This window comes from Paenibacillus mobilis (genome assembly GCF_058267595.1).
On sequence record NZ_JBZCMS010000001.1, the window covers coordinates 535,047 to 558,576 of the forward strand.

At 50.3% G+C, this 23,530-nt stretch carries 20 protein-coding genes; 16 read left to right on the forward strand and 4 right to left on the reverse strand.

Going from position 1 to position 23,530, the window contains the following annotated elements:
• Positions 1-8: 8 nt before the first annotated feature.
• Positions 9-1,442, reverse strand: a complete 1,434-nt coding sequence (locus AC3ZPD_RS02510; RefSeq protein WP_490982823.1) for a DHA2 family efflux MFS transporter permease subunit — start codon at positions 1,440-1,442, stop codon at positions 9-11.
• A 285-nt stretch (positions 1,443-1,727) separates the two neighbouring features.
• On the opposite strand from AC3ZPD_RS02510, the gene AC3ZPD_RS02515 reads away from it, so the two are divergent.
• Positions 1,728-2,336 (forward strand): TetR/AcrR family transcriptional regulator, encoded by a 609-nt coding sequence (locus tag AC3ZPD_RS02515; protein WP_490982681.1) that lies wholly within the window; start codon positions 1,728-1,730, stop codon positions 2,334-2,336.
• Between the two features lie 221 nt (positions 2,337-2,557).
• Here AC3ZPD_RS02515 and AC3ZPD_RS02520 read toward each other — a convergent pair whose 3' ends face one another.
• Positions 2,558-3,109 (reverse strand): HPP family protein, encoded by a 552-nt coding sequence (locus tag AC3ZPD_RS02520; protein ID WP_490982682.1) that lies wholly within the window; start codon positions 3,107-3,109, stop codon positions 2,558-2,560.
• 154 nt (positions 3,110-3,263) lie between these two features.
• Complete coding sequence (locus tag AC3ZPD_RS02525) at positions 3,264-3,845, reverse strand: CGNR zinc finger domain-containing protein (protein ID WP_490982824.1); 582 nt, start codon at positions 3,843-3,845, stop codon at positions 3,264-3,266.
• A 296-nt stretch (positions 3,846-4,141) separates the two neighbouring features.
• Between AC3ZPD_RS02525 and murB the strand changes: the two genes are divergently transcribed.
• The 3 genes from murB (at position 4,142) to AC3ZPD_RS02540 (ending at position 7,651) form a co-directional block, all read left to right on the forward strand.
• Positions 4,142-5,032 carry a UDP-N-acetylmuramate dehydrogenase gene (gene murB / locus AC3ZPD_RS02530; protein ID WP_490982683.1) on the forward strand — a complete coding sequence of 297 codons (891 nt, stop codon included), beginning with the start codon at positions 4,142-4,144 and terminating at the stop codon, positions 5,030-5,032.
• A gap of 184 nt (positions 5,033-5,216) precedes the next feature.
• A complete protein-coding gene (locus AC3ZPD_RS02535) occupies positions 5,217-6,692 on the forward strand; it encodes an aminotransferase-like domain-containing protein (protein ID WP_490982684.1) in 1,476 nt (491 codons plus the stop codon).
• A complete protein-coding gene (locus AC3ZPD_RS02540) occupies positions 6,692-7,651 on the forward strand; it encodes a D-alanine--D-alanine ligase (protein ID WP_490982825.1) in 960 nt (319 codons plus the stop codon). Before AC3ZPD_RS02535 ends, AC3ZPD_RS02540 begins: the two co-directional genes overlap by 1 nt.
• Before the next feature lie 97 nt (positions 7,652-7,748).
• Here AC3ZPD_RS02540 and AC3ZPD_RS02545 read toward each other — a convergent pair whose 3' ends face one another.
• The gene (locus AC3ZPD_RS02545) at positions 7,749-9,155 is read right to left on the reverse strand and encodes an amino acid permease (RefSeq protein ID WP_490982685.1); all 1,407 of its coding nucleotides are present in this window, start codon (positions 9,153-9,155) and stop codon (positions 7,749-7,751) included.
• A gap of 291 nt (positions 9,156-9,446) precedes the next feature.
• On the opposite strand from AC3ZPD_RS02545, the gene alr reads away from it, so the two are divergent.
• The 12 genes from alr to AC3ZPD_RS02605 all read left to right on the forward strand — a co-directional run bounded on the left by alr (position 9,447) and on the right by AC3ZPD_RS02605 (position 23,514).
• Positions 9,447-10,610 carry an alanine racemase gene (alr, locus tag AC3ZPD_RS02550; protein WP_490982826.1) on the forward strand — a complete coding sequence of 388 codons (1,164 nt, stop codon included), beginning with the start codon at positions 9,447-9,449 and terminating at the stop codon, positions 10,608-10,610.
• Positions 10,611-10,707: 97 nt separating this feature from the next.
• Positions 10,708-11,343, forward strand: coding sequence for an FMN-dependent NADH-azoreductase (locus AC3ZPD_RS02555; RefSeq protein ID WP_490982686.1), 636 nt, complete (start codon positions 10,708-10,710; stop codon positions 11,341-11,343).
• Positions 11,344-11,739: 396 nt separating this feature from the next.
• On the forward strand, positions 11,740-14,271 hold the full coding sequence (locus AC3ZPD_RS02560; protein WP_490982687.1) for an EAL domain-containing protein: 2,532 nt from the start codon (positions 11,740-11,742) through the stop codon (positions 14,269-14,271).
• Positions 14,272-14,482: 211 nt separating this feature from the next.
• Entirely contained in the window at positions 14,483-15,061 is a 579-nt protein-coding gene (folE, locus tag AC3ZPD_RS02565; RefSeq protein WP_490982688.1) for a GTP cyclohydrolase I FolE, read from the forward strand.
• A 55-nt stretch (positions 15,062-15,116) separates the two neighbouring features.
• Positions 15,117-15,941, forward strand: a complete 825-nt coding sequence (locus AC3ZPD_RS02570) for a 6-carboxytetrahydropterin synthase (RefSeq protein WP_490982689.1) — start codon at positions 15,117-15,119, stop codon at positions 15,939-15,941.
• Positions 15,934-16,662 carry an SDR family oxidoreductase gene (locus AC3ZPD_RS02575; protein ID WP_490982690.1) on the forward strand — a complete coding sequence of 243 codons (729 nt, stop codon included), beginning with the start codon at positions 15,934-15,936 and terminating at the stop codon, positions 16,660-16,662. Before AC3ZPD_RS02570 ends, AC3ZPD_RS02575 begins: the two co-directional genes overlap by 8 nt.
• Before the next feature lie 17 nt (positions 16,663-16,679).
• A complete protein-coding gene (locus AC3ZPD_RS02580; protein WP_490982691.1) occupies positions 16,680-17,603 on the forward strand; it encodes an ATP-binding protein in 924 nt (307 codons plus the stop codon).
• The gene (locus AC3ZPD_RS02585; protein ID WP_490982692.1) at positions 17,587-18,651 is read left to right on the forward strand and encodes an alpha/beta hydrolase; all 1,065 of its coding nucleotides are present in this window, start codon (positions 17,587-17,589) and stop codon (positions 18,649-18,651) included. Before AC3ZPD_RS02580 ends, AC3ZPD_RS02585 begins: the two co-directional genes overlap by 17 nt.
• 3 nt (positions 18,652-18,654) lie before the next feature.
• Positions 18,655-20,232 carry a HAMP domain-containing protein gene (locus tag AC3ZPD_RS02590; RefSeq protein WP_490982693.1) on the forward strand — a complete coding sequence of 526 codons (1,578 nt, stop codon included), beginning with the start codon at positions 18,655-18,657 and terminating at the stop codon, positions 20,230-20,232.
• A 51-nt stretch (positions 20,233-20,283) separates the two neighbouring features.
• Positions 20,284-20,598, forward strand: a complete 315-nt coding sequence (locus AC3ZPD_RS02595; protein WP_490982694.1) for an STAS domain-containing protein — start codon at positions 20,284-20,286, stop codon at positions 20,596-20,598.
• 3 nt (positions 20,599-20,601) lie between these two features.
• Positions 20,602-21,393 (forward strand): PP2C family protein-serine/threonine phosphatase, encoded by a 792-nt coding sequence (locus tag AC3ZPD_RS02600; protein ID WP_490982695.1) that lies wholly within the window; start codon positions 20,602-20,604, stop codon positions 21,391-21,393.
• A 57-nt stretch (positions 21,394-21,450) separates the two neighbouring features.
• The gene (locus AC3ZPD_RS02605; protein WP_490982696.1) at positions 21,451-23,514 is read left to right on the forward strand and encodes a flagellar assembly protein A; all 2,064 of its coding nucleotides are present in this window, start codon (positions 21,451-21,453) and stop codon (positions 23,512-23,514) included.
• The last annotated feature ends 16 nt before the right edge of the window (positions 23,515-23,530 follow it).

Genomic DNA, 23,530 nt, shown 5'->3' on the forward strand with positions numbered 1-23,530 from the left:
GGCTGCTATTAAACTTCCGTTTTGGCGACGTTTTGTACCCGGATTTCAGATTTTTCCTCATCCGCAGGTTTAACCCGTTTAATGAAGAAGGAAAGCAGCAGACCCAGAAGGCCGATCCCTAAGATGACCAGATAGGCATCGTTAATCCCTTGAATGGTTGCTTCCATAATCAAATGCTGCTGGTCTGTACCGGCGGTGCCGGAGGCCATCATGTCCGTCAAATGCGTTTTCGTGCGGCTTGTCATAACGGTAACCAGAAGTGACGTGCCGACAGCACCGGCCACCTGTCTTACTGTATTGGAAATCGCGGTGCCGTGCGCGTTCAGCTTGGCCGGCAGCTGGTTCAAGCCGGCGGTTTGAATCGGCATCAGGAACAGCGCCATGCCGATTCGGCGACCGGTGGACATCAAGATTAGGTATACATAACTGGTTGAATCGGACAGATGGGTAAAACCGAGTGTCGTGAGCAGCGTAATGGCCAGACCGATCACGGACAGCCATTTTGCGCCAAACCGGTCAAACAGCCGGCCGGTAACAGGCATCAGGAAGCCCATAATTAAGGCACCCGGCAGCATCAGCAGGCCGGATTCCAAAGCGGTGAAACCGCGCGCATTTTGCAGATAAAGCGGGAGCAGCATCATGTCCGCATACATCATCATCGTAGCCGCAATGTTAATGATGATCGTCAGGGAAAACATATTGTACTTGAACGCCCTGAGATCAAGCAGCGGAATTCGGGAAACAAGCTGCTTCCAGGTGAACACCGCCAGGGCGGCGATACCGGCTACGATCGACCAGATCACTTCCGCGCTGGACCAGCCTTCGCTTCCTGCCCGGCTGAAGCCGTAAAGCAGTGCCCCGAAACCGATGGTAGAAAGAACGACGCTTAACAGGTCAAGCTTGGATTTTTGCGTTTCCGAGACGTTTTTTAAATAAATAAAGCCGCAGGCAATGACGATCACCGCGAACGGAATCATGCCGTAAAACATCGTTTCCCAAGCGTAGTTCTCCAAAATATAACCGGCAAGCGTCGGGCCGATCGCCGGGGCAAAAATGATCGCAAAGCCGACCATGCCCATGGCCGCGCCTCTTTTTTCTACCGGAAATATGGTCAAAATGACATTCGTCAGCAGCGGCATGATGATGCCCGCGCCCGCGGCCTGGATCAGACGGCCGGTCAGCAGGACGGAAAAGCTGTCGGAGAAAGCCGAAACGATTGTCCCGATCAGGAACACGATCATGGAAACCTGGAACAGCTGCCGCGTGCTGAATCTCAGCATCAGATACGCCGTAATCGGGATCAGAACGCCGTTCACCAGCATGTAGCCGGTGGTCAGCCACTGAGCCGTTGTCGCCGAGATATTAAAATCACCCATCAGCTCAGGGGTGGCAACGCTCATGATAGTCTGGTTCAATGTAGCCAGGAAGGCGCCCAGAATCATGACAAACAAAATGGGGCCCCGCTTGACGGAGCTGTTTTGGGCTAGGTCGCTTTTACTCAAGTACAATCATCCTTTCAAATCTCGAGACTAAATTTACAGACTGTTGTATACTTAACAGGGTATGAATTAGATTATAGCGGGGAGCCCCGCTTTTACAAGCGACGGATTTTTGCAAATTGTAAATTAGATAACGAAAATTTCAAAAACTGTCGTTCATGCGACAGTAAATCAACAGATTATTTAAAATTGTAGTTAATTCAAGGAAAAAGAAAGGAACGAGGCGGCATGGAGAATAAACCGAACCGGGTGGACCCCCGTGTTCTGAGGACGCGGCAGTTAATCAAAGAAGCTTTTATCGACCTGCTGCGCGAAATGGATGTTGAAAAAATATCGGTGAACCGGATTGCCGAACGGGCTACCATTAACCGGGTGACTTTTTATTTGCATTATCAGGACATTCCGGATATGCAGGAAAAGCTGGCAGCCGAAATGAGGGAGGAGCTCAGCCGGATTCTGCTGAAGCCTCGGGCCTCCGAAACAACTGCGACTGACGACCATTCCGATTGGCCGATGATGGCCGATTTACTGGAGCATATCGCGGAGAATGAAAAATTTTACAAGGTGATTCTCGCCTCCAAACGAATTCCTATCTTTTTGGATGCTTTGCTGAATCCCATTGTAGAAATGATTACCGATAAAATCGAAAACATGGAGGACGGTTCTTTTCTGGCCAAAGCGAACATCCCCAAAGATATAGCGGCCTGGTTTTGCTCGTCGGCCCTCATGGGAACGATCAGTGCCTGGCTGCGCCAGGGCATGCCTTATTCGCCTAAATATATGGCCAAGCAGTTTTCGCTGCTGCTGCCGTATTATTTTAAGCTGACCGACGAGTAGAAGCGAGTACGGAGAGCGAACACACAAAAGCGGGTACGCAAAAGCGAGCGTGTAAAAGAGGGAGAAAATCCTAAGGTTGTGAGCGACGTTATTGCGGTGAATGGGGAGCTTACAACATGGGGCCTCTCGATTGAGGTTATCCGGCTGGTTAAGCCCTTTTTAGCTTGGACAGGCAATGAAACAGGCAGCTGCATCGCAGCTGCCTGTTTGCTTTTTTACAATTAAAACCAGAAGGTCGGGTACTGCCGGCTGCTCCGCAAATTGTTGATGATTAACGCCAGGAGCACGATCACGACAGAACCGGTCAGCACCGGGAACAATAAATAACCGAACGTAAAGTGTCCGAGAATGACGACGATCGGATCCGCACCTGCCGGCGGGTGCGTTGTTTTGGTCAGCATCATAATTCCGATGGCTAACCCTACGGCCAAAGCGATGGACCAAGGGTGGTCTCCGAAAGCGTAGAGGACAACCAGACCGATCAGCGTGGAAATAAAATGTCCCCCGATCAGGTTCCGCGGCTGGGATAGAGGGGCGTTCCACAACCCGAACGCCAGCACGCAGCTGGCGCCAAAAGGGGCCATCAGCCATTCGGAAGAGGTGAAGTTCGTCAAAAGGATCAAAGCCAGGATGGCCGCAAACCCCCCGATACAACCGGTTAAGGCATCCTTGTAATTGACCTGAAGGGGACTTTTTCCCTTTCCCTTCATTTTTGCAAAAAATTCGATTTGTTTTGCTTCTGTTTTTTCAGCGCCTGCGGCTGTGTTTTCCACTCAGTTGTCCTCCTTAAATCTGCTACAGCCAATTTACAACACCACAAACTAACCTGTCAACATAAAATTAATAGGTTAGTTTAGAAAAACGCAAAAAACGGCTTCCACAAGAAATCGTGAGAAGCCGCAAAAAGACCTAAGAAGACGTTATGTGTCATTGATCGTTTGAGGTTTTCCGGATTTGGAACCGTGCAGCTTTGCTGCGGTTGCCGCATATTTTCATGGAACACCATTTCCTTTTCCCCGTCTCATCCATAAAAAGCAATACGCAATCGGGGTTGGAGCACCGTTTGAGCGTGGTTAGCTTGCGTTTGGCGATCAGCGATAAAGCGTCATAAGCGGTCAGGGCAATCAAGGCGTCCGCAGTCCCGCCAGCCGGGACGGGAACGAGTTTATCCAAGACCAGCTTGTACCGAAAAGGAGCTTGCCGGATCGCATGTTCCAGATAAGCGGTAAACTCGGCGGGAATATCCTGCCCGTCTGCAATCGATTCAAAATGTTCCCTGAGGACGGCCCGAAATTCCAGCATCCGGCTGAACATAACTGTCTCTATATGGAATGCGGGGAGGCTGTCCCTTTGAAGGGTGCCCTCCTCCAGCATCGTTTCCACCCAGCGGTTCAAAGCTTCTTCCGTCTGCAGCAAATCCTGACGCCGGCCCCGCCGGACCAGTTCCGTATTCACCAGATCAAGAGCAAGAGAACCGGAAAGCAGCGGGAATTTAAGGTTTGCGTTCATCATATAATCTCCTGTCTATATTAACGTCGGTCTATCGATTTATAAAAAAGGCCACAATTATATCTTAATATACATCAATAAACGCTCCAAATGAATAAAATGAGTACAAGAGAAGGGTTTATCTGCACCAATGGGGCTGCCGCTACATTTTATATAATGAAAAAGCCCAGGTCTTTTCTTCTCCCCGCTAACAGTGTACTATTGGTGATGCTGTATAATCTTTTTATGACAAGCGGGTAAAACGCAAAAGCTTCCGATGCGGAGCTTAATGAACGAGATTGGGAGTGCGCAAGTGTATGTACGATTTGGAAAAATGGATTCCTCAAGACAAAATCAAATACAATGAACCTTTAAAAAACCACACCTTTATAAAACTCGGCGGACAGGCGGACATCCTGGTTCAGCCTACTGCAAACGAAGAAGTGAAGGCCGTTGTCGATATTGCGCGAGCAAACCGGTTGCCGCTGACCATTCTGGGCAAGGGCTCCAATACGATTATCAAGGATAACGGGATTAGAGGCATTACTTTATCCTTAAGCGAGTTTAAGCAAATCCATGTGAGCGGCCATAAAATCATAGCCCAAAGCGGGGCCGACATTATCGAGGTTTCCAGAAGGGCTTTGGAGTATTCCTTAACCGGGCTGGAATTTGCCTGCGGAATCCCGGGAAGCGTCGGGGGGGCTTTGTATATGAACGCCGGGGCTTACGGCGGCCAGGTTTCCGATGTGCTCGAGAGCGCTAATGTGCTGACCCGGGACGGCGAGCTGCTCGCTTTATCGAAGGAGCAAATGGAGCTGGGCTACCGGAAAAGCATTTTCCGGAGCGACCGTTACGTCATTCTGGATGCGACTTTCCGGCTGGAGGATGGCGATCCGGCAGCGATCGCGGAGAAAATGAAGGAGCTTACCTTGGCGAGAGAGTCCAAGCAGCCGCTTGAGTATCCTTCCTGCGGCAGCGTATTCAAACGGCCGGTGGGGCATTTTGCCGGGAAGCTGATTCAGGACTGCGAGCTGCAGGGAACGCGGATCGGCGGGGCGGAAGTGTCGACCAAACATGCGGGTTTCATCGTGAATGTCGATAACGCGACTGCCCGGGATTATCTGGATCTGATCGAGCTGATTCAGCGCAGGGTCCGCGAAAAATTTAAGGTTGAACTTGAAACCGAGGTTATCACCTTGGGAGAGTAAGAAGTCATTAAAGAACAGCGGGAGCCGGCAAGGCTCCTGCTGTTCTTCTTTTTCTCAGCTAATTCTCACGCTGCCATATTTATGCCAAAGCGGTATGACCACGACTCCGTTTTAACGGACGGTTCGTGGTTCTTTTCATTTTTAGCAGGAATATGTCATGATGGATGGCGGAGGGCGATTCAAGATGTATAACGATTTTATCTTGCTGGACCGGGACCGTCCGGCTCACATTCAGGTCAAGGATTACGTAAAAAGGATGATCACGAAAGGGGCGCTGCAGACGGGCCAAAAATTGCCGGCCACGCGCGAAATGAGCAAGCTGCTGGGCGTCAGCCGGAACACGATCCTTGCCGCGTATGCCCTTTTGGAGGACGAAGGTTTGATCTACGCGGTGCAGGGTAAAGGCAGCTACGTGGCCGACGTGCACGCTTCCGCCGAGCCGGGCACCTCCTGGCAGACCGATTGGCAGACCCGAATAAACGGTTATGCCCAAATGGCCGTGGAGCTGGACCGGATGAAAAACGGCATCCGCGCGGAGAAAGGCGCGATATCTTTCACAAGCATTGCGCCGGATGAGCATTTATTCGATTTGGATAACGTCAAACGGGCGTTTCTGGACCGGATGTCCCTCGAAGGCCATGTGCTGCTTAATTACGGGTACGCCAAAGGATACAAGCCCCTTATCGAATATTTGATGCGGTACATGGAGCAGAAGGGGGTGGACCTGAAGGGGAAAGACATGCTGATCACCAGCGGTTTTACGGAAGGTTTTGATATCGTCCTGTCCGCTCTCGGGAAGAAACACGGCCACATCCTTTGCGAAAACCCAACCCACCAGACGGCGATTAAAAATTTGAAGCTGAACGGCTTCCGGATTACGGGCATCGAAATGGAGCACGACGGCATCCATTTGGGCAAGCTGAAGCAGGCCTTGTCCGAACGCCCGTACGATTGCGCTTATTTGGTCCCTTCTTACCACAACCCGACCGGAATCGTCACCTCGCCCGCCAAAAGAATCGCGCTCATGAAGCTGATGGCCGAATATCAGGTCCCGGTAATCGAGGATGGATTCAACGAAGAGCTGCGTTACTCCAGCTCGCATGCCCTGCCTTTAATGTCCCTTGCCGGGGAAGGGAACGGAGTTGTGTACCTCGGCAGCTTCTCCAAGGTGCTTTTTCCCGGACTCCGGGTAGGCTGGGTGATTGCCGACAGGCAGCTGATCGATTATCTGGAAAGCATCAAACGCGCGCGCAGCATTCATACCTCCACCCTGGATCAGGCCGTTTTATACCAATATTTGCACAACGGGCATCTGGACAAATATTTGAAGAAAGCCCGGTCGGAATATAAAAAGAAATACGAATGGACGCGGCTTTGCTGCGAACGTTTTATCCCTTTTGCCCGTGTATCGGGCGATGGAGGCCTGCATTTGTTTATGGAGTTTGAAAAAGGGTTTGATACGCACAAGCTGCTGAATACCTGCAGCGATCAGGGCGTTATTTTTACGCCGGGTGAAATGTTCTACACGGATGGCGGCGGGAGAAATACGCTGCGGATCGGTTTTTCCCGGTTGGAGAACCACGATATTGAAAAAGGGCTGCGCGTCATTGGTGAAAATGCAGCCAAACAGCTTCAGAACGACAAGGAGGAGCAACGATGATGAAGGTTGGCGTTTTGATGGGAGGGGCTTCGTCTGAACGCGAGGTTTCTTTGTGGACGGGGAACGAAATGCTGGAAAATTTGGACCGCAGCAAATATGAGCCTGTGCGGATTGAAATCGGGAAACCGGAGGAGCTGGCGGCCCAAGTCGAGGATATCGATTTTGCGCTGCTGGCTCTTCACGGGAGCTACGGGGAAGACGGGACCGTTCAAGCCGAGCTGGAGAAATTGGGCATTCCGTATTCCGGCAGCGGGGTGGCCGCCAGCAGGCTTTGCATGGATAAACAGATTTCCAAAACCATGATGCAGGCGAGCGGAATTCCGACGCCTAACTGGCTTCACTGGGAAAAAACAAAGGACTTCCCCGCGGCCGAAGTACAGAAGCTGGGTTATCCGGTGTTTGTCAAACCGAATGCAGGCGGATCAAGTGTCGGAACTCTGCCAGCCCTGGATGAACCCTCGCTTCGTATAGCCGTGGAGGAAGCCCTTTGCTGGGATTCTTCCGTATTGATCGAAAAATATATCGAAGGCCGGGAGATCACCTGCTCCATTCTTGGCGGTGAAATGCTCCCCGTGCTGGAAATCCGCTCAAAAACGTCGTCCGGCTGGTTCGATTACAAGGCGAAATACCAGCAGGATGCCGCGGATGAACAAGTCATTGAACTGCCTGTCGAAACGGCTGAACGGGTTAAAAAAGCAGCGCTGGATACTTACCGGATCCTGATGTGCAGCGTTTATGCGCGCATAGACATTTTGCTAAGGGACGGCATCCCCTACGTACTCGAAGCGAATACGCTGCCAGGCATGACTAAAACGAGCCTGATGCCCAAAAGTGCGGCCGCGGCAGGCATCAGCTTCACCCAGCTGCTCGACCGCATTATCGAGTTGTCCGTCCGGGAACGCATGGAGGAAAAGGGGCTAAAAACGATGTTCATGTCCGGTTATAATACCAGCCTCTAATGCCCCGGAACGATCATCGGGTACCTGCTGGGTTCTCCTCCGTAAGCGACAACTATCCTATCCCTTCTACTTTGCTAGAATAAACGGCTGCTTCTGATCAAACGTTTTTCTCCTGTTTCCTGCCTCGCAGCAGCAGCGGGTAAAACAGAATTCCGACCACAATCAGCGCCAGCCCCAGCAGAAACGTCTTCAAATCCGCCGTACCCGCCACGATCACCCAAAGCGAATAAATGGCCGCAAGAACAGCAATAATCCCTTCCGTCCAACGCTCCTGCTGACGCAAATACGTTTCTCCGGTCACAATCAGCTTTAAATGATAGACGGCTGCAATCAGGTAAGGAACCAAATAAGCCAGCGTAGCAATGTAAATAATGAAATCGAAGGCAGCCGAGATGGAGCCTGAAATCGTGGACAGCAGCAGCATTTGCCCGAGTACATTGGAGACCCACAGGGATACTTTAGGCATGCCGCTGCTGTTTTCTTTGGAAAAAGTGGGCAGGAACACGCCCAGCTTGGCGGCCTGGAACGGGACTTCGGCGCTGAGCAGCACCCAGCCTACCGTCGAGCCCAGCAGACTGATCAGACCCAGCCCGGCAAGCCATTTGCCGCCGGAGCTTCCAAGCACGGCGGAAATTCCGTCTACCAGCGGATTCGGGGAAGCGATCAGCTGCTCCTGCGTCAACAGCCCCATAGTGAGCAGGCTGATCCCGACATACAGCACCAGCGAAATCAGCAGTCCCGCAATCGTTGCCCGGCGGATATCCTGCTTCCGGCGGGCTCTGGCCGCAAACACCATGGCGGATTCAACGCCGATAAAAGCCCAAAGCGTCGCGACTGCCGCGGCATTCACCTGGGAGAGCATGCCGAGCGTCTCCCCGTTTTCGTTGGTGCGCGGCGCTACCATCGGCCCGATGTTGCTCTGCTGAAACGCGAACAAAGCAATGACGATAAACAGCGCAAAGCCGATGACCTTGGTTGCCGTTGCTATAAAGTTCAGACGTCCTGCGCCTTTTATCCCTTTCAGGCAGATGGCGTGCGTTCCCCACAGCAGTACCGAGCAGACGATAAAACTTAGCGCGTTGCCCGCTTTTAAAGATATGCCTCCGGCAGTCTGCCATACCTTGTCACTGGTAAGCATGGGGAAGAAGGTAGACAGATAACTGGTGAAGGTTGTGATGACCGCCACGAACCCCGCGATATTTCCGACCCAATAGCCCCAGGTGGACATAAACCCGGCCAACAGCGAACCGTGCGTTCCTTTACGGAACAGTTCTTTGGCATAAATCTGCGGCCCCCCGCTTAGCTCCGGCTTCCGTACGGCCAGGCTGCCGAAGACCAAGGCCAGCATAAGGACGCCAAAACCGGTGGCGGCCCAAGCCAGCAGGACACCAGCTGGACTGGCCGCTTCCGAGAGGGAGCGGGGAAGCATAAAAATTCCGGAACCGACCATATTCCCTACGACGAGGGCGGTCAAGACCCAGAAGCCTAATTTGTGTCTGGACATGATGCGTAAAAACTCCTTTTACTTAGCTTAATGACTTTACCTTATTAACAGGATAAACCGACAAGTATCTATCATACTCTTTCTTCTGGTAAAGCACCAGAGTATTTTTCATATTTTTTCGAATTGGCAAAAAATACTGAACCACGTCTGCCTTCAATCCGGCCGCCCGTGGTTCTTTTCGCCTGCGCTGCCGTTATGACATGATGGAATGGACCAAAGTCTCGAAGGAAATACAGAGATAGGAAGTGGATGGAAATGGAATCACAAGAGGTAAAGGAAATCATGGACCCGATGGCTGCACGGATAGAAGCCCATATCGAAGCAGCCGGACCTTTCTACAGGGATGCCTGGGTAGAGGTGAATCTGAGCCATATTGCCTGGAATATAGCTCAAATCAAACAGCAGCTGCCCGAAGAGGTGGCTTTTATAGCCGTGGTGAAAGCCAACGCATACGGCCACGGCGACGTACAGGTTGCGGCCACCGCCCTGGAGGCGGGTGCTTCTTATTTGGCGGTTGCTTTCCTGGACGAAGCGCTGGCCTTAAGGGAAAAAGGCATTACGGCGCCGATTCTGGTTTTGGGGGCAACGCGGGCCAAGGATACCCCCTTGGCCGCCGCTCACCGCATTACGTTGACCGTCTTTCAAAAAGAATGGGTGGAAGAAGCGAAAGTTTATCTGCGCGAAGGAGACCGACTGTCCGTGCACGTCAAGCTTGATACGGGCATGGGCCGGATCGGCATCAGAAGCCGAGAGGAGCTGGCCGCTCTCGAACGGAGCCTTCAAAATGACGGCAGGCTGGAATGGGAAGGCATTTATACGCATTTCTCTACCGCGGATGAACCGGACACCTCTTATTTCGAGCGCCAGCTGGGATTGTTTCAGGAGCTGATGAATGGATTAACCCGGCTCCCTAAATATATTCATTGCGGCAACAGCGCAGCGGCGTTAAGGTTCCCGGCAGCCCGGTTTAATGCCGTGAGGATCGGCCTGGCCATGTATGGACTGTCGCCTTCGGAAACCGTTGAGCGAGAGGTCCCGCTAGAGCTCAAAGAAGCTTTTTCCTTGCATGCCAAGCTGATTCACGTCAAGAAGCTCTCGAAGGGCGAAAAAGTCGGATATGGAGCCTCTTATGAAACCCCAGATGAGGAGTGGATCGGCACGCTGCCGATTGGATATGCGGACGGCTGGATCCGGAGACTCCAGGGGCAGGAAGTGCTGGTGGACGGCGAAAGAGCGCCGGTCGTAGGAAAAATCTGTATGGATCAGTGCATGATCCGTCTGTCCGGCCAAGCGGCGCTTGGAACAACGGTTACCCTCATCGGCCATGCAAGCTCCGGCTCCGGGTTCATCTCGGTGAATGAAATTGCGGAGAAGCTCGAAACGATTGCTTATGAAGTTCCCTGCCTGATCGGCTGCCGGGTGCCCCGAATATATAAACGGACGTTTTTTGCATGATCCGCCCTTCAAAGGAACATAATACATCTCGATTTGATCTTGCTGAAATGGAACTTGCGACATACAACTTAAACCTTATGAAGGAGATAAACGATTTATGGCACAAGTGTTATATATTACCGCACATCCGAACGACCATCACAGCTCTTACAGCCTGGCTGTCGGCAAAGCTTTTATCGAAGCTTACAGGGAAGCCCATTCCGGCGACGAAGTGGTTCACCTGGATCTGTATAAAGAAAATATTCCCCATATCGATGCGGATGTTTTCGGAGGCTGGGGCAAGCTGAGATCCGGTTCCGACTTTGATCAGCTGAGCGCCGACGAGAAAGCCAAGGTAAGCCGGCTCGGCGAGCTGGTCGATCAATTTGTTGCCGCCGATAAATATGTATTTGTTACGCCGATGTGGAACTTTTCCTACCCTCCGATTATGAAGGCCTACATCGACTCCATCTGCGTGGCGGGAAAAACGTTCAAATATACGGAAAACGGCCCGATCGGACTGCTCGGCGACAAAAAAGCGCTGCATATCCAGGCGAGCGGAAGCGTTTATACGGAGGGGCCTATGGGCGATTTGGAAATGGCTCACCGGCACTTGAAAGTCATTATGAGTTTTATTGGCATTCCGAACCTGGAAGGTTTATTTGCCGAGGGAATGGCCGCTATGCCGGACAAGGCGGAATCCATTAAGGAACAAGCGATCCAGCGTGCGCGCGAGCTGGCCAAATCGTTTTAATCCATCCCTTTACGCGTTAAAGGAACAAGGCTAGCCCTCTAAACCGGGCCGGAACAAACAACTTGCCTGTCCGTTAATTTTCAGCCCAATATAAATCCTTAATGGCACGTCAGAGATCGATTTCTCGGCGTGCTTTTTTGTTGTTTTTTTAGAAATCATTGGAGAAACCGTCGAAATTCTTGTTTTTCTGGTTTTTCATTCGCTATAATAGCTATCGTGATTTCTAAGGTGGACGGATCCGTCCCTTGTCCGAACGGATATCTTTTTTTATGTTAATAGAATGGAGAATCTTTTATATTCATTATTTATTCGTTTTTGGAAAAAAAGTTTATGTGGATAGTAACCAAGTAATGCGTATGTCGCCGGTACTTTTAAAAGCAGGTAAGGGGGGGTTCCATGGAATGCAAGTCCAAAATTTATATCTTGCTGGTCGATGAAAATCCGATAAGTTTACTTACCTTGCGAGCCATTCTTGAACATGAATTCTATCAGCTGATGTCGGCCCGGACAGGGGAAGAGGCTATTGTTAACGTTCTGAAGCACGATTTTGCGGCTGTTATGCTGGATATTCACCTGTCGGGCATAGACGGCTTTGAAACGGCTAAAATCATTAGGGCCGGCGACAAAACACGCCATATCCCAATCCTTTTTCTTACGTCAGGGGATCTGAGCAAGGAGGAGCTTGTTAAAGGCAATTCCCTGGGTGCCGCGGATTATTTGCTGAAGCCATTGGATCCCCTCATAGTAAAAAGCAAGATAGAGAAGCTGGCGGAGGAATACCGGACGAAGCAGGAAATTCGCAGGCAGGACGAGGCCCTTAGGGAACAGGCGATGGAATTGAAAAAGCTTAACGACGAGCTGGCCGCTGCTTCTTGCGAACTGCAGGAAGCGGACGTTCTGGTGACCGCCGTGTTGGAATCCGCCCAGGACGGGATGCTGATCCTTGATGAGCAAGGGCATATATCGAACGCAAATCCCGCAGCAGAAGAAATGTTCCTTTATTCGCAGGAAGAATTGCTGGATTCCTCCGTTGATCTCTTATTTTCATGCGGCACACCGAGAAAAGGCTTTAATGGTTTTTTTGACCTGTTGGGGAGAATGAGGGACGCTCAGCCTAAAGAAATAACGGCCGTTCGCAAAGGTGGGGAAACCTTTCCGGCGAAGATCCGGGTCGGGACCCGCCTGACCGGAAACAAGACCCATCTGATATGTACGATCCGCGATATAAGCCACATAAAAAGGGCGGAGCAGCTCATAACTCATATGGCTTATCATGATCGGCTGACGGATCTGCCGAACCGATCTTTATTTTTGGAACAAATGCACAAGCAGCTGCATGAAGCCAGACAGAATAACCAGCCGTTTGCGCTTCTTTACCTGGACATAGACCGTTTCAAGTACATTAATGATTCCCTGGGGCACAAAATCGGCGATATCCTGCTTCAGCAAATTTCCAAGAGACTGGCGGGAAACATGAGGCCGGGAGACTTTCTTGCGAATGTTGGCGGCGACGAATTTAACATCATACTGCCGGACACCAACCGGGAACAGGCGATTGCACTGGCCGAGGACATCATGAACGCATTTAAAAATCCGTTCCAAATCGACTCCTATGAACTATACATGACTACCAGCATGGGCATGAGCATCTTCCCGTTTGACGGCGAAGACGTGTACAGTTTGCTGAAAAATGCGGATGCGGCTCTTCACCGTGCCAAGGAGCAGGGGAAAAACAGCTTTAAACTGTATCATTCCGGCATGAACATCCATTCTTACCGGGCCTTCATTTTGCAAAACGACCTCAGGAAAGCGATAGAACGTAAAGAGCTCTCACTCTATTATCAGCCCAGACTCGATCTTGAGACAGGGAATTTAACCAGTGTAGAAGCCCTAATCCGCTGGAACCATCCCAACTGGGGGCTTATCCTTCCGACCGAATTTATCCGGATTGCCGAAGAAACAGGCCTTATCGTCGAAATTGGAGATTGGGTGCTCAGAACGGCCTGTACCCAGATTAAGAAGTGGAGAGATACAGGGTTTCCCAAGCTGAAAGTGTCCATCAATTTCTCGGCAAGGCAATTTATGCAGCGTGATTTCCTGGAGAAGTATAAACGGCTTCTGAACGAAACCGGCGTTACCCCGAATGAACTCGAAGCGGAAATTACCGAGGACACTCTGGTGGACGGAAATAAGCAAATTTTATATGAGCTGCGGATGATGGGAACGGCCATCAGCATGGATGATTTTGGTTCCGGCTACTCGTTCCTGAATGATCTGATTAATTTCCCGATGGACACTCTAAAGATTGACAGGTCTATTATTCAAAGGCTTTCCGAAAAGTCCGCCGAACGGATCACCATGGTTGCCGCCATCATTTCGCTGGCCGGCAGCCTTAAAATGTCGGTCATAGCGGAAGGAATAGAAACCGAAGAACAGTTAGCCATTTTAAAAGGGCTGGGCTGTAAAGTTATTCAGGGTTACTTGTTTTGTCCGCCCGTCCCTTCCGAAGAGTTGGAGCTGTTCATTGAGAAGTATGACAAGCAGCGACATCGAGCCCCGGAACCCTATCCTTATGGGGAAAAAGCCGCATCGGCCCTGTCGCCTGATCGAAAAGCTGTATTTTATTCGCAGCCGGATCTGAATCATACCATCATCAAAGCCGCCATTATGCGCACCAAAGAACGATATGGCATTTCGGCCCGTGAGACGGAGGTGCTGGAGCTGCTGGTAGAAGGCCTAACCAACCGGGAAATTTCGGACAAACTGTTTATCAGCGAGCATACCGTGAAAAACCACATCTCCCGGATATTCCAAAAATTAAACGTGACAGACAGGGTCCAGGCCATGTCCTATGTCAATCAGGCCTGCCTGGAGGAAAGCCAACGCCTCGGCATTGGCGGCAAAACAACAAAAGGTTATTCGATTTAATCCCTATCTTATATAACGGTCTTTTGGACTGGTTTTTTCTTAGGAATATATGACTAGTATTACTAGTTATATATTCCTATTTTATTTGGGGCTATTAAGAAGAGCAGCTGATAGTTTCTTGTCGGATTTAGGAAGATAATGACAAATATCAAGAGAGTTACAAATTTTAAGTAAAATTCAAAACTTTTAGAGTCACCAGGGGGTAGTCTTCATGAAGACAGAAATGAATCTCGGCACAACCAACGAAATGCTGGAACGCTATATACGAGCCATATTAAGCGAAATCGGTGAGGATCCTGACCGCGAAGGGCTGCTGGAAACGCCGAAACGGGTCGCCAAAATGTACCGGGAGGTTTTTGCAGGAGTAGGCGTAAATCCGGACACGGCGTTAACCACCACCTTTGAAGAACATTATGAAGGGACCATCATCGTTAAAGATATAACTTATCACACCTTCTGCGAGCATCATCTCATTCCTTTCTACGGAAAAGCGCATATCGGCTACATCCCGGACGGCAGAATAGTGGGACTCAGCAAGTTTGCCAGGCTGGTAGAGCTGGTTTCGGCCCGCCCTCAAGTGCAGGAAAGAATGACCACGCAAATTGCGGCTTCCATTCTGAATGTGCTGAGCCCGAAAGGGGTTATCGTTTCGGTAGAAGGCACCCACCTATGCATGTGCGCCAGAGGGGTTAAAAAGCCTGGGACCGTCACGGTGACTACGGTGAAAAAAGGGGTTTTTGCGGAAAACGCCGCGCTCTGCGAAGAATTCGAACGTTCCCTGGCCCGATAGTCAAAAGGTTGGACAACCCCAAGAATCATCCGAATTGAAAAAGGAGCGGTATCTAATGCTTTATCTGTCCCGAAAGCTTGATTTCTCAGCCTCCCATGTCTATCAGGTTCCGGATTGGAGCGAGGCGGAAAACCGGCGGGTATTCGGCAAATGCAGCAATATTCATGGCCATGGGCATGATTACAAGCTGGAAGTCATCGTTAAAGGATTGCTGGACGAAACGGCCGGGATTGTAGTGAATACGACAGAGATCAAACAGATCGCCGGATCCTTTCTCCGCCGGGAGCTGGACGGCAAGTTCCTGAACCGCGAGCACGCTTATTTTCAGGAGCACATGCCGACCACGGAAAATCTCGTTCACTATATTTGGGAGTCTCTGGACAACCGTTTTCCGGGATGCGAGCTTCATCGGATCCGATTGCATGAAAATCATTATTTAAGCGCTGAAAAGGAGAGGGATTCCTTGCTAAAGCTAACCAGAAAATATCATTTTTGCGCCTCCCACCGCTTGCACAGTCCCAAGTTGACCCTTGAGCAGAATCAGCAGCTGTTTGGAAAATGCAACAATCCGAATGGCCACGGACATAATTATTACCTGGATGTGACGGTCGAAGGCGAACCCGATCCCGTTACGGGTATGATTTTGAACCTTGCCGAGCTGGATCAGACGGTAGAAAACACCGTATTGGAGAAATTGGACCATAAAAATTTGAATTTGGATACGGAAGAGTTCAAAGAATTAAACCCGACTTCCGAGGTGGTGGCCATGGTCATTTTTGGCATGTTAAAGCCGCACCTTCCCCAGCTCAGCCGGATCGGGTTGTGGGAGACCGATAAAAACTATTTTGAATACGGCGGTCCGGGAGGAAAGCATGTTTGATTATAACCCGGCTGAGCAATTAAAAAATCAAACGATTGCGATCACAGGCGCCAGTAAGGGGATCGGCCTGGAAACGGCGCGCCTTTTGGGGCAGCTGGGCGTCAATCTTGTCTTGGGAGCACGAAATAATAGCAGCTTCCCGTCTCCAGCCGGCGGCTTCCAGACCGAACCTTTGTGGCTGGAGCTGGACGTGATCTCGGAGGCCTCCATAGCGGAGTTTACCCAAGAGGCGGTATCGCGTTTCGGAACAATCGATGCCCTGATTAATTGCGCGGGCGTTGGCGTATTTGAGCCGATCCTATCTTTATCCACGGAGGATTTTGACCGGATGCTTTCCGTCAATTTGCGCGGCACTTTTCTCATGAACAAATATATTGGACGGCATATGGTGCAAAACGGGAAAGGAAAGATCATCAATTTGATCTCCATTGCCGGGTCGACGGCTCTGCCCGGATGCGGCGGTTATTCGGCGTCCAAATTCGGACTTCTGGGCCTATCGAGAGTCATGCAGGCCGAACTCCGCAGCCAGGGCCTGGAGGTCATTTCCGTGCTGCCCGGAGCGGCCGCTACCTCTTTCTGGGACCGGATGGAAAGCAAACCGGATATGGAGCAAATGATTCCCGCCGAATCGCTGGCTAAACACCTCATCTATCTGTTAGGTCAACAGAAAGGGGCATTTGTAGACGAAATCACTATCATGCCGACATTAGGAATCTTGTAGGGGGTCGCCAATACTTTATGAAAACGCTGTTGCATAAAATATTTGGCCAAAACGAGTCTGATGTTCAGCTGCAGGCTCAAACCCAAGGCGAAACCCAGGTCCAGACCCAAATTCATCCCCAAACCCAACACGTATTTGCCCCATCGTTATCCGAGCACCATAAAAACGCGCTTATAAGCTGGATAGCGAACCGTTTAGGGCAGCTTCTCCCTTTGGAGCAGCAGGACCAGGAGGAGTTGAACGGTCTAGCTGTCCGGTTGTACCGGTGGATGGAAAGCGGAATGGATGCCTATTTGAAAATCCGCGGACTGAGTTTAGGCAGCCTGCATACGGAAGCTTTGCTAGCGGTTTACGAAGAAATCCGGGAAGACGCATATCTTTTTACCTCCAGGAAAAACGCAGAGCTGTCCAAAGCGGAATTTGATATCGAAGTCTGGGAAGTGTACCGGGATGTCATCTATGCGGCTACCCAGCAGAAGTTTCTGCTGATTCAGGAAGACGAACTCCTTCCTTACAAGCTGGGAGAGCTGATTTACGAAGCTCCGATCAAGCAGCGCTCGGACATTCCGCAAGCCCGCCAAAAGGCAAAAGAAAGCCTGCTCGGCATCGGGCAGCCCCTTCCCAGGGTAATGAATGAAATTTTGCTCATATCCGAAGCCATTACCAACGTGCTGAAGCATGCCGAGGAAGGAAACCTAAGTATTTTCAAGATGCCGTCAGCCATTCATGTCTGCATTACGGATACAGGACCGGGATTCGAGCTTAAGCTGCTTCCCTATGCCGTTTTGATGGAGGGCTACTCGACAAAAAATTCATTGGGGCAGGGTTTTACTTTAATGATGAAAATGGCAGACCAGATGCTGCTATCTACCTCTGACAAGGGGTCAACGATCATTCTTATTTTCCGTGAAGAAGGTGTACAACTTGAGAACTCCGTTTAATGTGGATGAAATAATAAACAGGACCATGCGGACTTCCGTTTTAATCGATGCCTTTTGGGATCGCTGGGTCGTTCATGGCCTTCCATTAGAAGAAATTGAAGCCGCAAGAAGCACCTTCCATTCCGTGCAGAACTGGCACGAGGCCTGGTCCGGGGCGGCGGCAAAACAGGAGCGGCTTGCGGAACAGCTCAGAGAACAGCATTTTCCGGCTGAAGCGGATTCCGTCTACCGTACCGCTTCCCTGACTTATAATCTTTTGCAGTGGATTTATCCGGAGCGTAATAAAGACAAAATTGACGGATATAATGAATGTCTTCGGCTTCTCCGGTTAGCGGATTCCTGTTCACCGATCGAAACCCGATATGAGGCCATAGAAGTGGACGGCGGTTTATGCCCGGGAAGGATTCGGATACCGGAACGCCCGGTTGGCTGCGTGATCATCATAAACCCCATTGATTCTACCAAAGAGGAGTTATACAAATATGAGCTGGATTTCCTCGAACAGGGTTTCATTACGGTCAGCTTTGACGGACCGGGGCAAGGCGAGAGTTATATTTTAAACGGGTTAAGAGGGACAAAGGAACACTGGGAAACGTTTATGGACAAAGTAATCGTTTATGCGGCCAAGCAATTTCCCGAACTGCCCATCAACTTGTTTGGCACAAGCCTGGGAGCTTCTTGGGCGGTTTACGGCAGCTGCCATCCTCTGGTTCATAAAACGGCTGCGGTCAGCCCGGCCGTGGATTTCGACCGGCTACAGCTGCCGGGTTATTTTCTGGAACGGATGGATTATTCCTGCACGCTGGTTCCTGAGCAAAGGGCGATCCCGAATTTTGACAACATGCGGTTTCGTTCGCCTGTATACATTTTCCATGGTAAAAAAGATTTAATGGTGCCGGCCGCCGACATCGAGGAGTTATTTCAGCGTCTGCCGGAAGGCAGGAAGTGGATGGCGTTTGAGGATGAAGGGCACTGCTGCAATTACCGTCTAGGCGAGATCAGGAGAGAGGTTTCCGGATGGTTCCGCGACACCCAGGGAGGAAACTGAGAAATGATGACTTCAAAAAGCTCGCTTCAGCGGCAATTTTTAATCCGTGTGTTTATTGTCCTTCTTGTCATCATTCTGCTTTCCGGAGCCACCCAATTTTATCTCATTCATCTGCAGATTAAACGGGAAACCCAAAATCAGGCCAACATGGTGGCAAGCAGCGTTAACAATGGGGTTAAAGAAACCCTGGTGGCATCCGATTCGATTGAGCATCAGATTGATCTGAAGCTGGTGGCTTATGCCAAACATATTGCCGAACTGCTGCGCGACAAAAAGATCGGCGATCTTTCCTCGAACGAGCTGCTGAGCATCCAGCGGGAGCTGAATCTTTCGGGAATTACGATTTTTGAGCCCAAAAACGAAGATATCGTAGGCGTCGCCTCCACGGATCCAAACGAAATCGGCTTCAGCATGAAGCAGATCGGATTTTACGAAGCCGGCAAACTTCTGCTGTCAGGCGGAAAACCTCCCATTCCGGGAGCCACGCTCATCGAAAATAACATGGTAGTGCTGCCGATTGCCCAATCAGCCAGCCATAATCAAGAGTCCAGCTTTTATAAATACGCTTATTATCATCCACCGGGAACGAATTATGTCATCAATCCCTTTATTGAAGCGAACGAGGTTAATCAATTTACGGAAGAAATCGGTCCGGATGCCTGGATCGCCAAAATCGAAAAGGAGAATCCGTATCTGGTGGAAGCTGCGGTTTTGACGCCTAAAGTATATGCGGACCCCTCTTTAGAGGAGAAGATTTATCCGCCTTTAAAGAAAGTCGTAAACGGAACCTTTAACTATCAGACGGACTCGGATATCCAAACGCTAGTATCCATGGCTGAGAAACCCGTAAAGCAAAGTGTCGTCGGCAATGTCAAAGGGAAAAAGCTGTATAAGCTTTTTGTACCGATCGAATCGGATCAAGTCATTTATATTGCGCTGGATTACGGAAAAATAAGCGGCCCGCTTTACCGGCATTCGGTCATTTCCCTGCTGTTCGGACTGCTTTCCCTTGTTGCGCTGTTTATGCTGACAGCCCGCTTTTTTACGCAGATATATAAATATATCCAAAAGATCATCTGGCAGATCAAACAGCTGGAAAAAGGGGATCTGACGGCAAAAAGCAGCCTAAAGGACAAAGGGGAGCTCGGGGATTTGTCCAGCTCGGTAAACGCGATGGCGGACTCTCTCCATCAATTTTTGGCGTCTACGCATGAAAAAGCGACAATGATGCAGAGAGTGGCCTTTATTTTGGAAGCCGAAGCCAATCAGTCCGTGGACAAAGCTTTAACCATGTCGATCAACGCAACGACTGAAGCGAGAGTTTCGATAGAGGAGATCGAGTTTTTTCTCGAGCAGGTTAAAGACAGGCTGGAGCTGCAGACAGAAAACATCGAAAGTCAAACCCTGATTCAACAAATCGCCGATATCCGCAAGGTATTCCGCGAGAAAACCAATGATGCCACCTTGATTTCGATCACCTTGTCCGATCTTCTGAAATCCTTGCACGGACAGTCCAGCGAGCTTTCGGGCTTATCCCAGTCGCTGCTCCGTCAGCTGGAGAAATTCACTTATAATAAATAGCTTTATTATCCGAGCCGCTTTCATTTTCGGCTAGATAGGGGAGGGCCAAAGATGACCTTAAAAGTAGAAACCACCGTTAAGGAGTCGGTCTTTACGATCTTCCTCAAAGGACTTATCGATTATTCGACCGTTGACGATTTTTTCTCCTTCGAGATCCCTGAGCAGGTCACACAAATCATCGTTTGCTTTAAAGAATTGGACTTTATTGACTCGACGGGCATAGGCTCCATCTTAACGCTCATTCGTTATGCCAGTGAAAAAAACCTCCGGGTGGAGTTTGCGGATTTGGATGAAAGCACCCGGGAGTTATTCGAAACATTAGGGGTATTCAAAGTCATGGAGGCTCTGTTAAAGGAGGGACGTTAAAAAATGGTAGGTTATGATATGGCGTCTCAAACCCGTAACGAGAGCGATCCGGATTATACAACCCTGCTGAGGGAGATCCATCAGGCCAGGAACATCCAGCGGAAGCTTCTGAACGGAGAGAAACCTGCTCTGGCCAGCGGTGAAATTTCCGGGATTTCCATTCCCGCAAGATTAATTGGGGGAGACTACTTTGATTTCTATCCGCTGGAAGACGGGAAAATCCGCTTTATTATCGGGGATGTCATGGGGAAAGGAATACCTGCCGCCATGCTGATGATTTTAACGAGAGGGGCTTTCCGCAGCGCCGCCGATTCAACCGGCAGCCCCGGAGAAACCTTAACGGCCATGAACAATGCGATGTATAAGGACCTAAGGGTATTGAATTCGTTTGTGACGGTATGCTGCGCGGACTGGGATCCCCGCTCGGGGCAGTTTGTTTATGCCAACGGGGGGCACAATTCCCCGATTCTGATCCGGTCGGAGTCGGAAACGATGGAGCTTCCCAATTCCAAAGGCGTTATGCTCGGCGGATTATCCGGACAGGTTTATATCGAGAAAGAAATCTATCTGAAAGAGGATGACCTGATCTTTTTTTACACCGATGGTGTTATCGAGGCCCAAAACCGGGCCAAACAAATGTTTAAGCTGGACCGGCTTGTGCCTTTATTAAAACAACATGCGGACAAGAAGGTTTCCGAAATCGAACCCATCGTTGTGGAGGAGCTTGAACATTTTACAGAAGGACTGCCGCAACGGGATGATATCACGATAGTCATGCTCAAGATGGGGCAGTGAAAGGACGGAATACCGAATTAAGCGGGATCGGGATGCTTAGCTTGGGAGGAAAAAAGAATGGGGAAAAAAATTATTGCTAAAGGAAGGTCCATTCAGGAAGCCGTCGTGACGGCGCTTGATTTGCTAAGCGCGGACAAAAACGAGGTAGACATCGAGATTTTGGAGATTGAAAAAAAAGGCGTACTCGGCTTCCGGGCCAAACCGGCCGTTGTTCAGGTCACCGTAAAGGATTCAGCTCCCGGTCCGGGCGCCGAAGGACAACCTCCAGCACCTGCTGCGGACCAGCTTCGCGATCTGGTTGCTTCGCTTGAACTGCAGAATCAGACCGCACTGGAAGCAGCAAACGTTTCCGCTCCTCCGGAAGAAGATCTAACAGGCAAAGTATGGGTGCAGAACAGCCTCATCTTCAGCAAGGACGCGGAGGATAAATTTCCGGTCCTTCAGCCCGGCAAAGGAGTAAGGCTGTACAAAAATGGGCAGCCGATTGACCGGGCCATTGTAGTTTATGAAAAAGATCAGCTGCAGGCCGAAACGGAAGATGAAGAAGTGCAGCCGGTTTGGGAAATAAAAATAGCCGACGATAAAATGGAAGCTTATTTAAGTGTGAAACCGGGATACCGGATACGCCGGCGAATCAGGGATATGGAGCCCTCGAATTTTATATTGCTCGAAGCGGAGGAGAAACGTTATCCCCTCCTGCTGGACGACGTTGAGGTTATGCATAAGCTCCGTGAATTGGGGATTGTGCACGGCGTGGACTACGCCCAGATCGCCGGCGCCTGCGTCAGCGAAGAGCAGGACACCTTTTTGATTGCCAAAGGCTCTCCTTATATGGAAGGAAAAAACGGCTTTTTTATGCCCTATCAGCAGATGGAGATTCTTAAGGGACTCAAGGAACGGCCCGATGGAACAGTCAACTACCGGGATATTCAGGAATTTCCTTCGGTGGACAGGGGCCAAATTATCGGAATTGTTGTTCCTGCAGAGTCTGGATATCCCGGGGTAACGGTGACCAACGAACCTTTGTTTCCTCCCGAGGTGTTTCCTCTGATCCTTAAAGGAGGCCATGGTGTCGAACTGGTCGAAGAAGACACGAAAGTTGTGGCCCTCGAGTCCGGACATCCCGACATTAAGCAGGTAGGGCGGGAGGCCAGAATCTCCGTCGTTCCGAAGCTGACTATCGCCAAAGACATTAATCTGGAGACCGGGAATATCCGCTACATCGGAGAAGTGGAGATCAGCGGTTCAGTTCAGGACGGGATGACGGTGCAGGCAGACGGGAACCTGATGATTCGCGGCAATGCCAATATGGCCAACATTATGGCCGGTCAATCGATCATTATCAAAAACAATATCATATCCAGCGAGGTTACCTCCGGCAAAAGCAATTTGGTCAAAACGGAACTTCAGGCGCCGCTGCAGGAATGTATACTGCAAATGAAAAAAATCGTGACGGCGATTCAGCAGCTGTCGCTGGTATCGGCCTTTAAAGTTTCTACCTTTGAGAGAACCGGGCTTGGCCCGCTCCTGAAAATTTTATATGACGGCAAGTTCAAAGCTTTTTCAGCATTAGCTGGTTCCCTGGTTCAACAGTTAAATGAGCACGCAGCCGTGCTTGAACCGGAATGGGAAGATTTCCGCAAGAAACTTTACCGCGGTTTTATAACCTTAAACGATTCAACGCTAAAATCCTCCGATGACATCCTTTCCGTCATTCAGCTTGCGGAGCGTCTTATTTTGTCCGCCGAGGAGACTGCGGAAGAGCAGCTGTTCGTCAGCGCCGGGTTTGTCCAGAACAGCCAGATCTATTCGGCCGGGGATATTTGGGTAACGGGAAACGGCATCTACAATTCAAAAATCTTTGCCCGGGGACATGTAGACGTCAAAGGTCATGTACGCGGGGGCGAGATTTTCGCCGCCAAAGGAGCAACCATTGAGCAGGCCGGAACTAAAGGAGGGATCCTGACTAAAATCAGGGTACCCGAGAACGAAAAAATCCATATTAAGCTGGCGATGGAAGATACTTATATTCAAATCGGCGGCTATCATCACAAATTCGCCTATCCGCAAGTCGATGTGACTGCCTCCTTGAGCAGCGAAGGCAAACTTATTTTATCTTGATGCAAGGGAGACCCGA

Bases quoted from the DNA above. Each gene is read 5' to 3' on its own strand.
- AC3ZPD_RS02535 (WP_490982684.1), top strand. From the start codon at position 5,217: ATGTATAACGATTTTATCTTGCTGGACCGGGACCGTCCGGCTCACATT.
- AC3ZPD_RS02555 (WP_490982686.1), top strand. From the start codon at position 10,708: ATGGCACAAGTGTTATATATTACCGCACATCCGAACGACCATCACAGC.
- AC3ZPD_RS02580 (WP_490982691.1), top strand. From the start codon at position 16,680: ATGAAAACGCTGTTGCATAAAATATTTGGCCAAAACGAGTCTGATGTT.
- AC3ZPD_RS02540 (WP_490982825.1), top strand. From the start codon at position 6,692: ATGAAGGTTGGCGTTTTGATGGGAGGGGCTTCGTCTGAACGCGAGGTT.
- AC3ZPD_RS02600 (WP_490982695.1), top strand. From the start codon at position 20,602: ATGGTAGGTTATGATATGGCGTCTCAAACCCGTAACGAGAGCGATCCG.
- murB (WP_490982683.1), top strand. From the start codon at position 4,142: ATGTACGATTTGGAAAAATGGATTCCTCAAGACAAAATCAAATACAAT.
- AC3ZPD_RS02605 (WP_490982696.1), top strand. From the start codon at position 21,451: ATGGGGAAAAAAATTATTGCTAAAGGAAGGTCCATTCAGGAAGCCGTC.
- AC3ZPD_RS02560 (WP_490982687.1), top strand. From the start codon at position 11,740: ATGGAATGCAAGTCCAAAATTTATATCTTGCTGGTCGATGAAAATCCG.
- AC3ZPD_RS02575 (WP_490982690.1), top strand. From the start codon at position 15,934: ATGTTTGATTATAACCCGGCTGAGCAATTAAAAAATCAAACGATTGCG.
- AC3ZPD_RS02545 (WP_490982685.1), bottom strand. From the start codon at position 9,155: ATGTCCAGACACAAATTAGGCTTCTGGGTCTTGACCGCCCTCGTCGTA.
- AC3ZPD_RS02510 (WP_490982823.1), bottom strand. From the start codon at position 1,442: ATGATTCTGGGCGCCTTCCTGGCTACATTGAACCAGACTATCATGAGC.
- AC3ZPD_RS02570 (WP_490982689.1), top strand. From the start codon at position 15,117: ATGCTTTATCTGTCCCGAAAGCTTGATTTCTCAGCCTCCCATGTCTAT.
- AC3ZPD_RS02525 (WP_490982824.1), bottom strand. From the start codon at position 3,845: ATGAACGCAAACCTTAAATTCCCGCTGCTTTCCGGTTCTCTTGCTCTT.
- folE (WP_490982688.1), top strand. From the start codon at position 14,483: ATGAAGACAGAAATGAATCTCGGCACAACCAACGAAATGCTGGAACGC.
- AC3ZPD_RS02590 (WP_490982693.1), top strand. From the start codon at position 18,655: ATGATGACTTCAAAAAGCTCGCTTCAGCGGCAATTTTTAATCCGTGTG.
- AC3ZPD_RS02595 (WP_490982694.1), top strand. From the start codon at position 20,284: ATGACCTTAAAAGTAGAAACCACCGTTAAGGAGTCGGTCTTTACGATC.
- alr (WP_490982826.1), top strand. From the start codon at position 9,447: ATGGCTGCACGGATAGAAGCCCATATCGAAGCAGCCGGACCTTTCTAC.
- AC3ZPD_RS02515 (WP_490982681.1), top strand. From the start codon at position 1,728: ATGGAGAATAAACCGAACCGGGTGGACCCCCGTGTTCTGAGGACGCGG.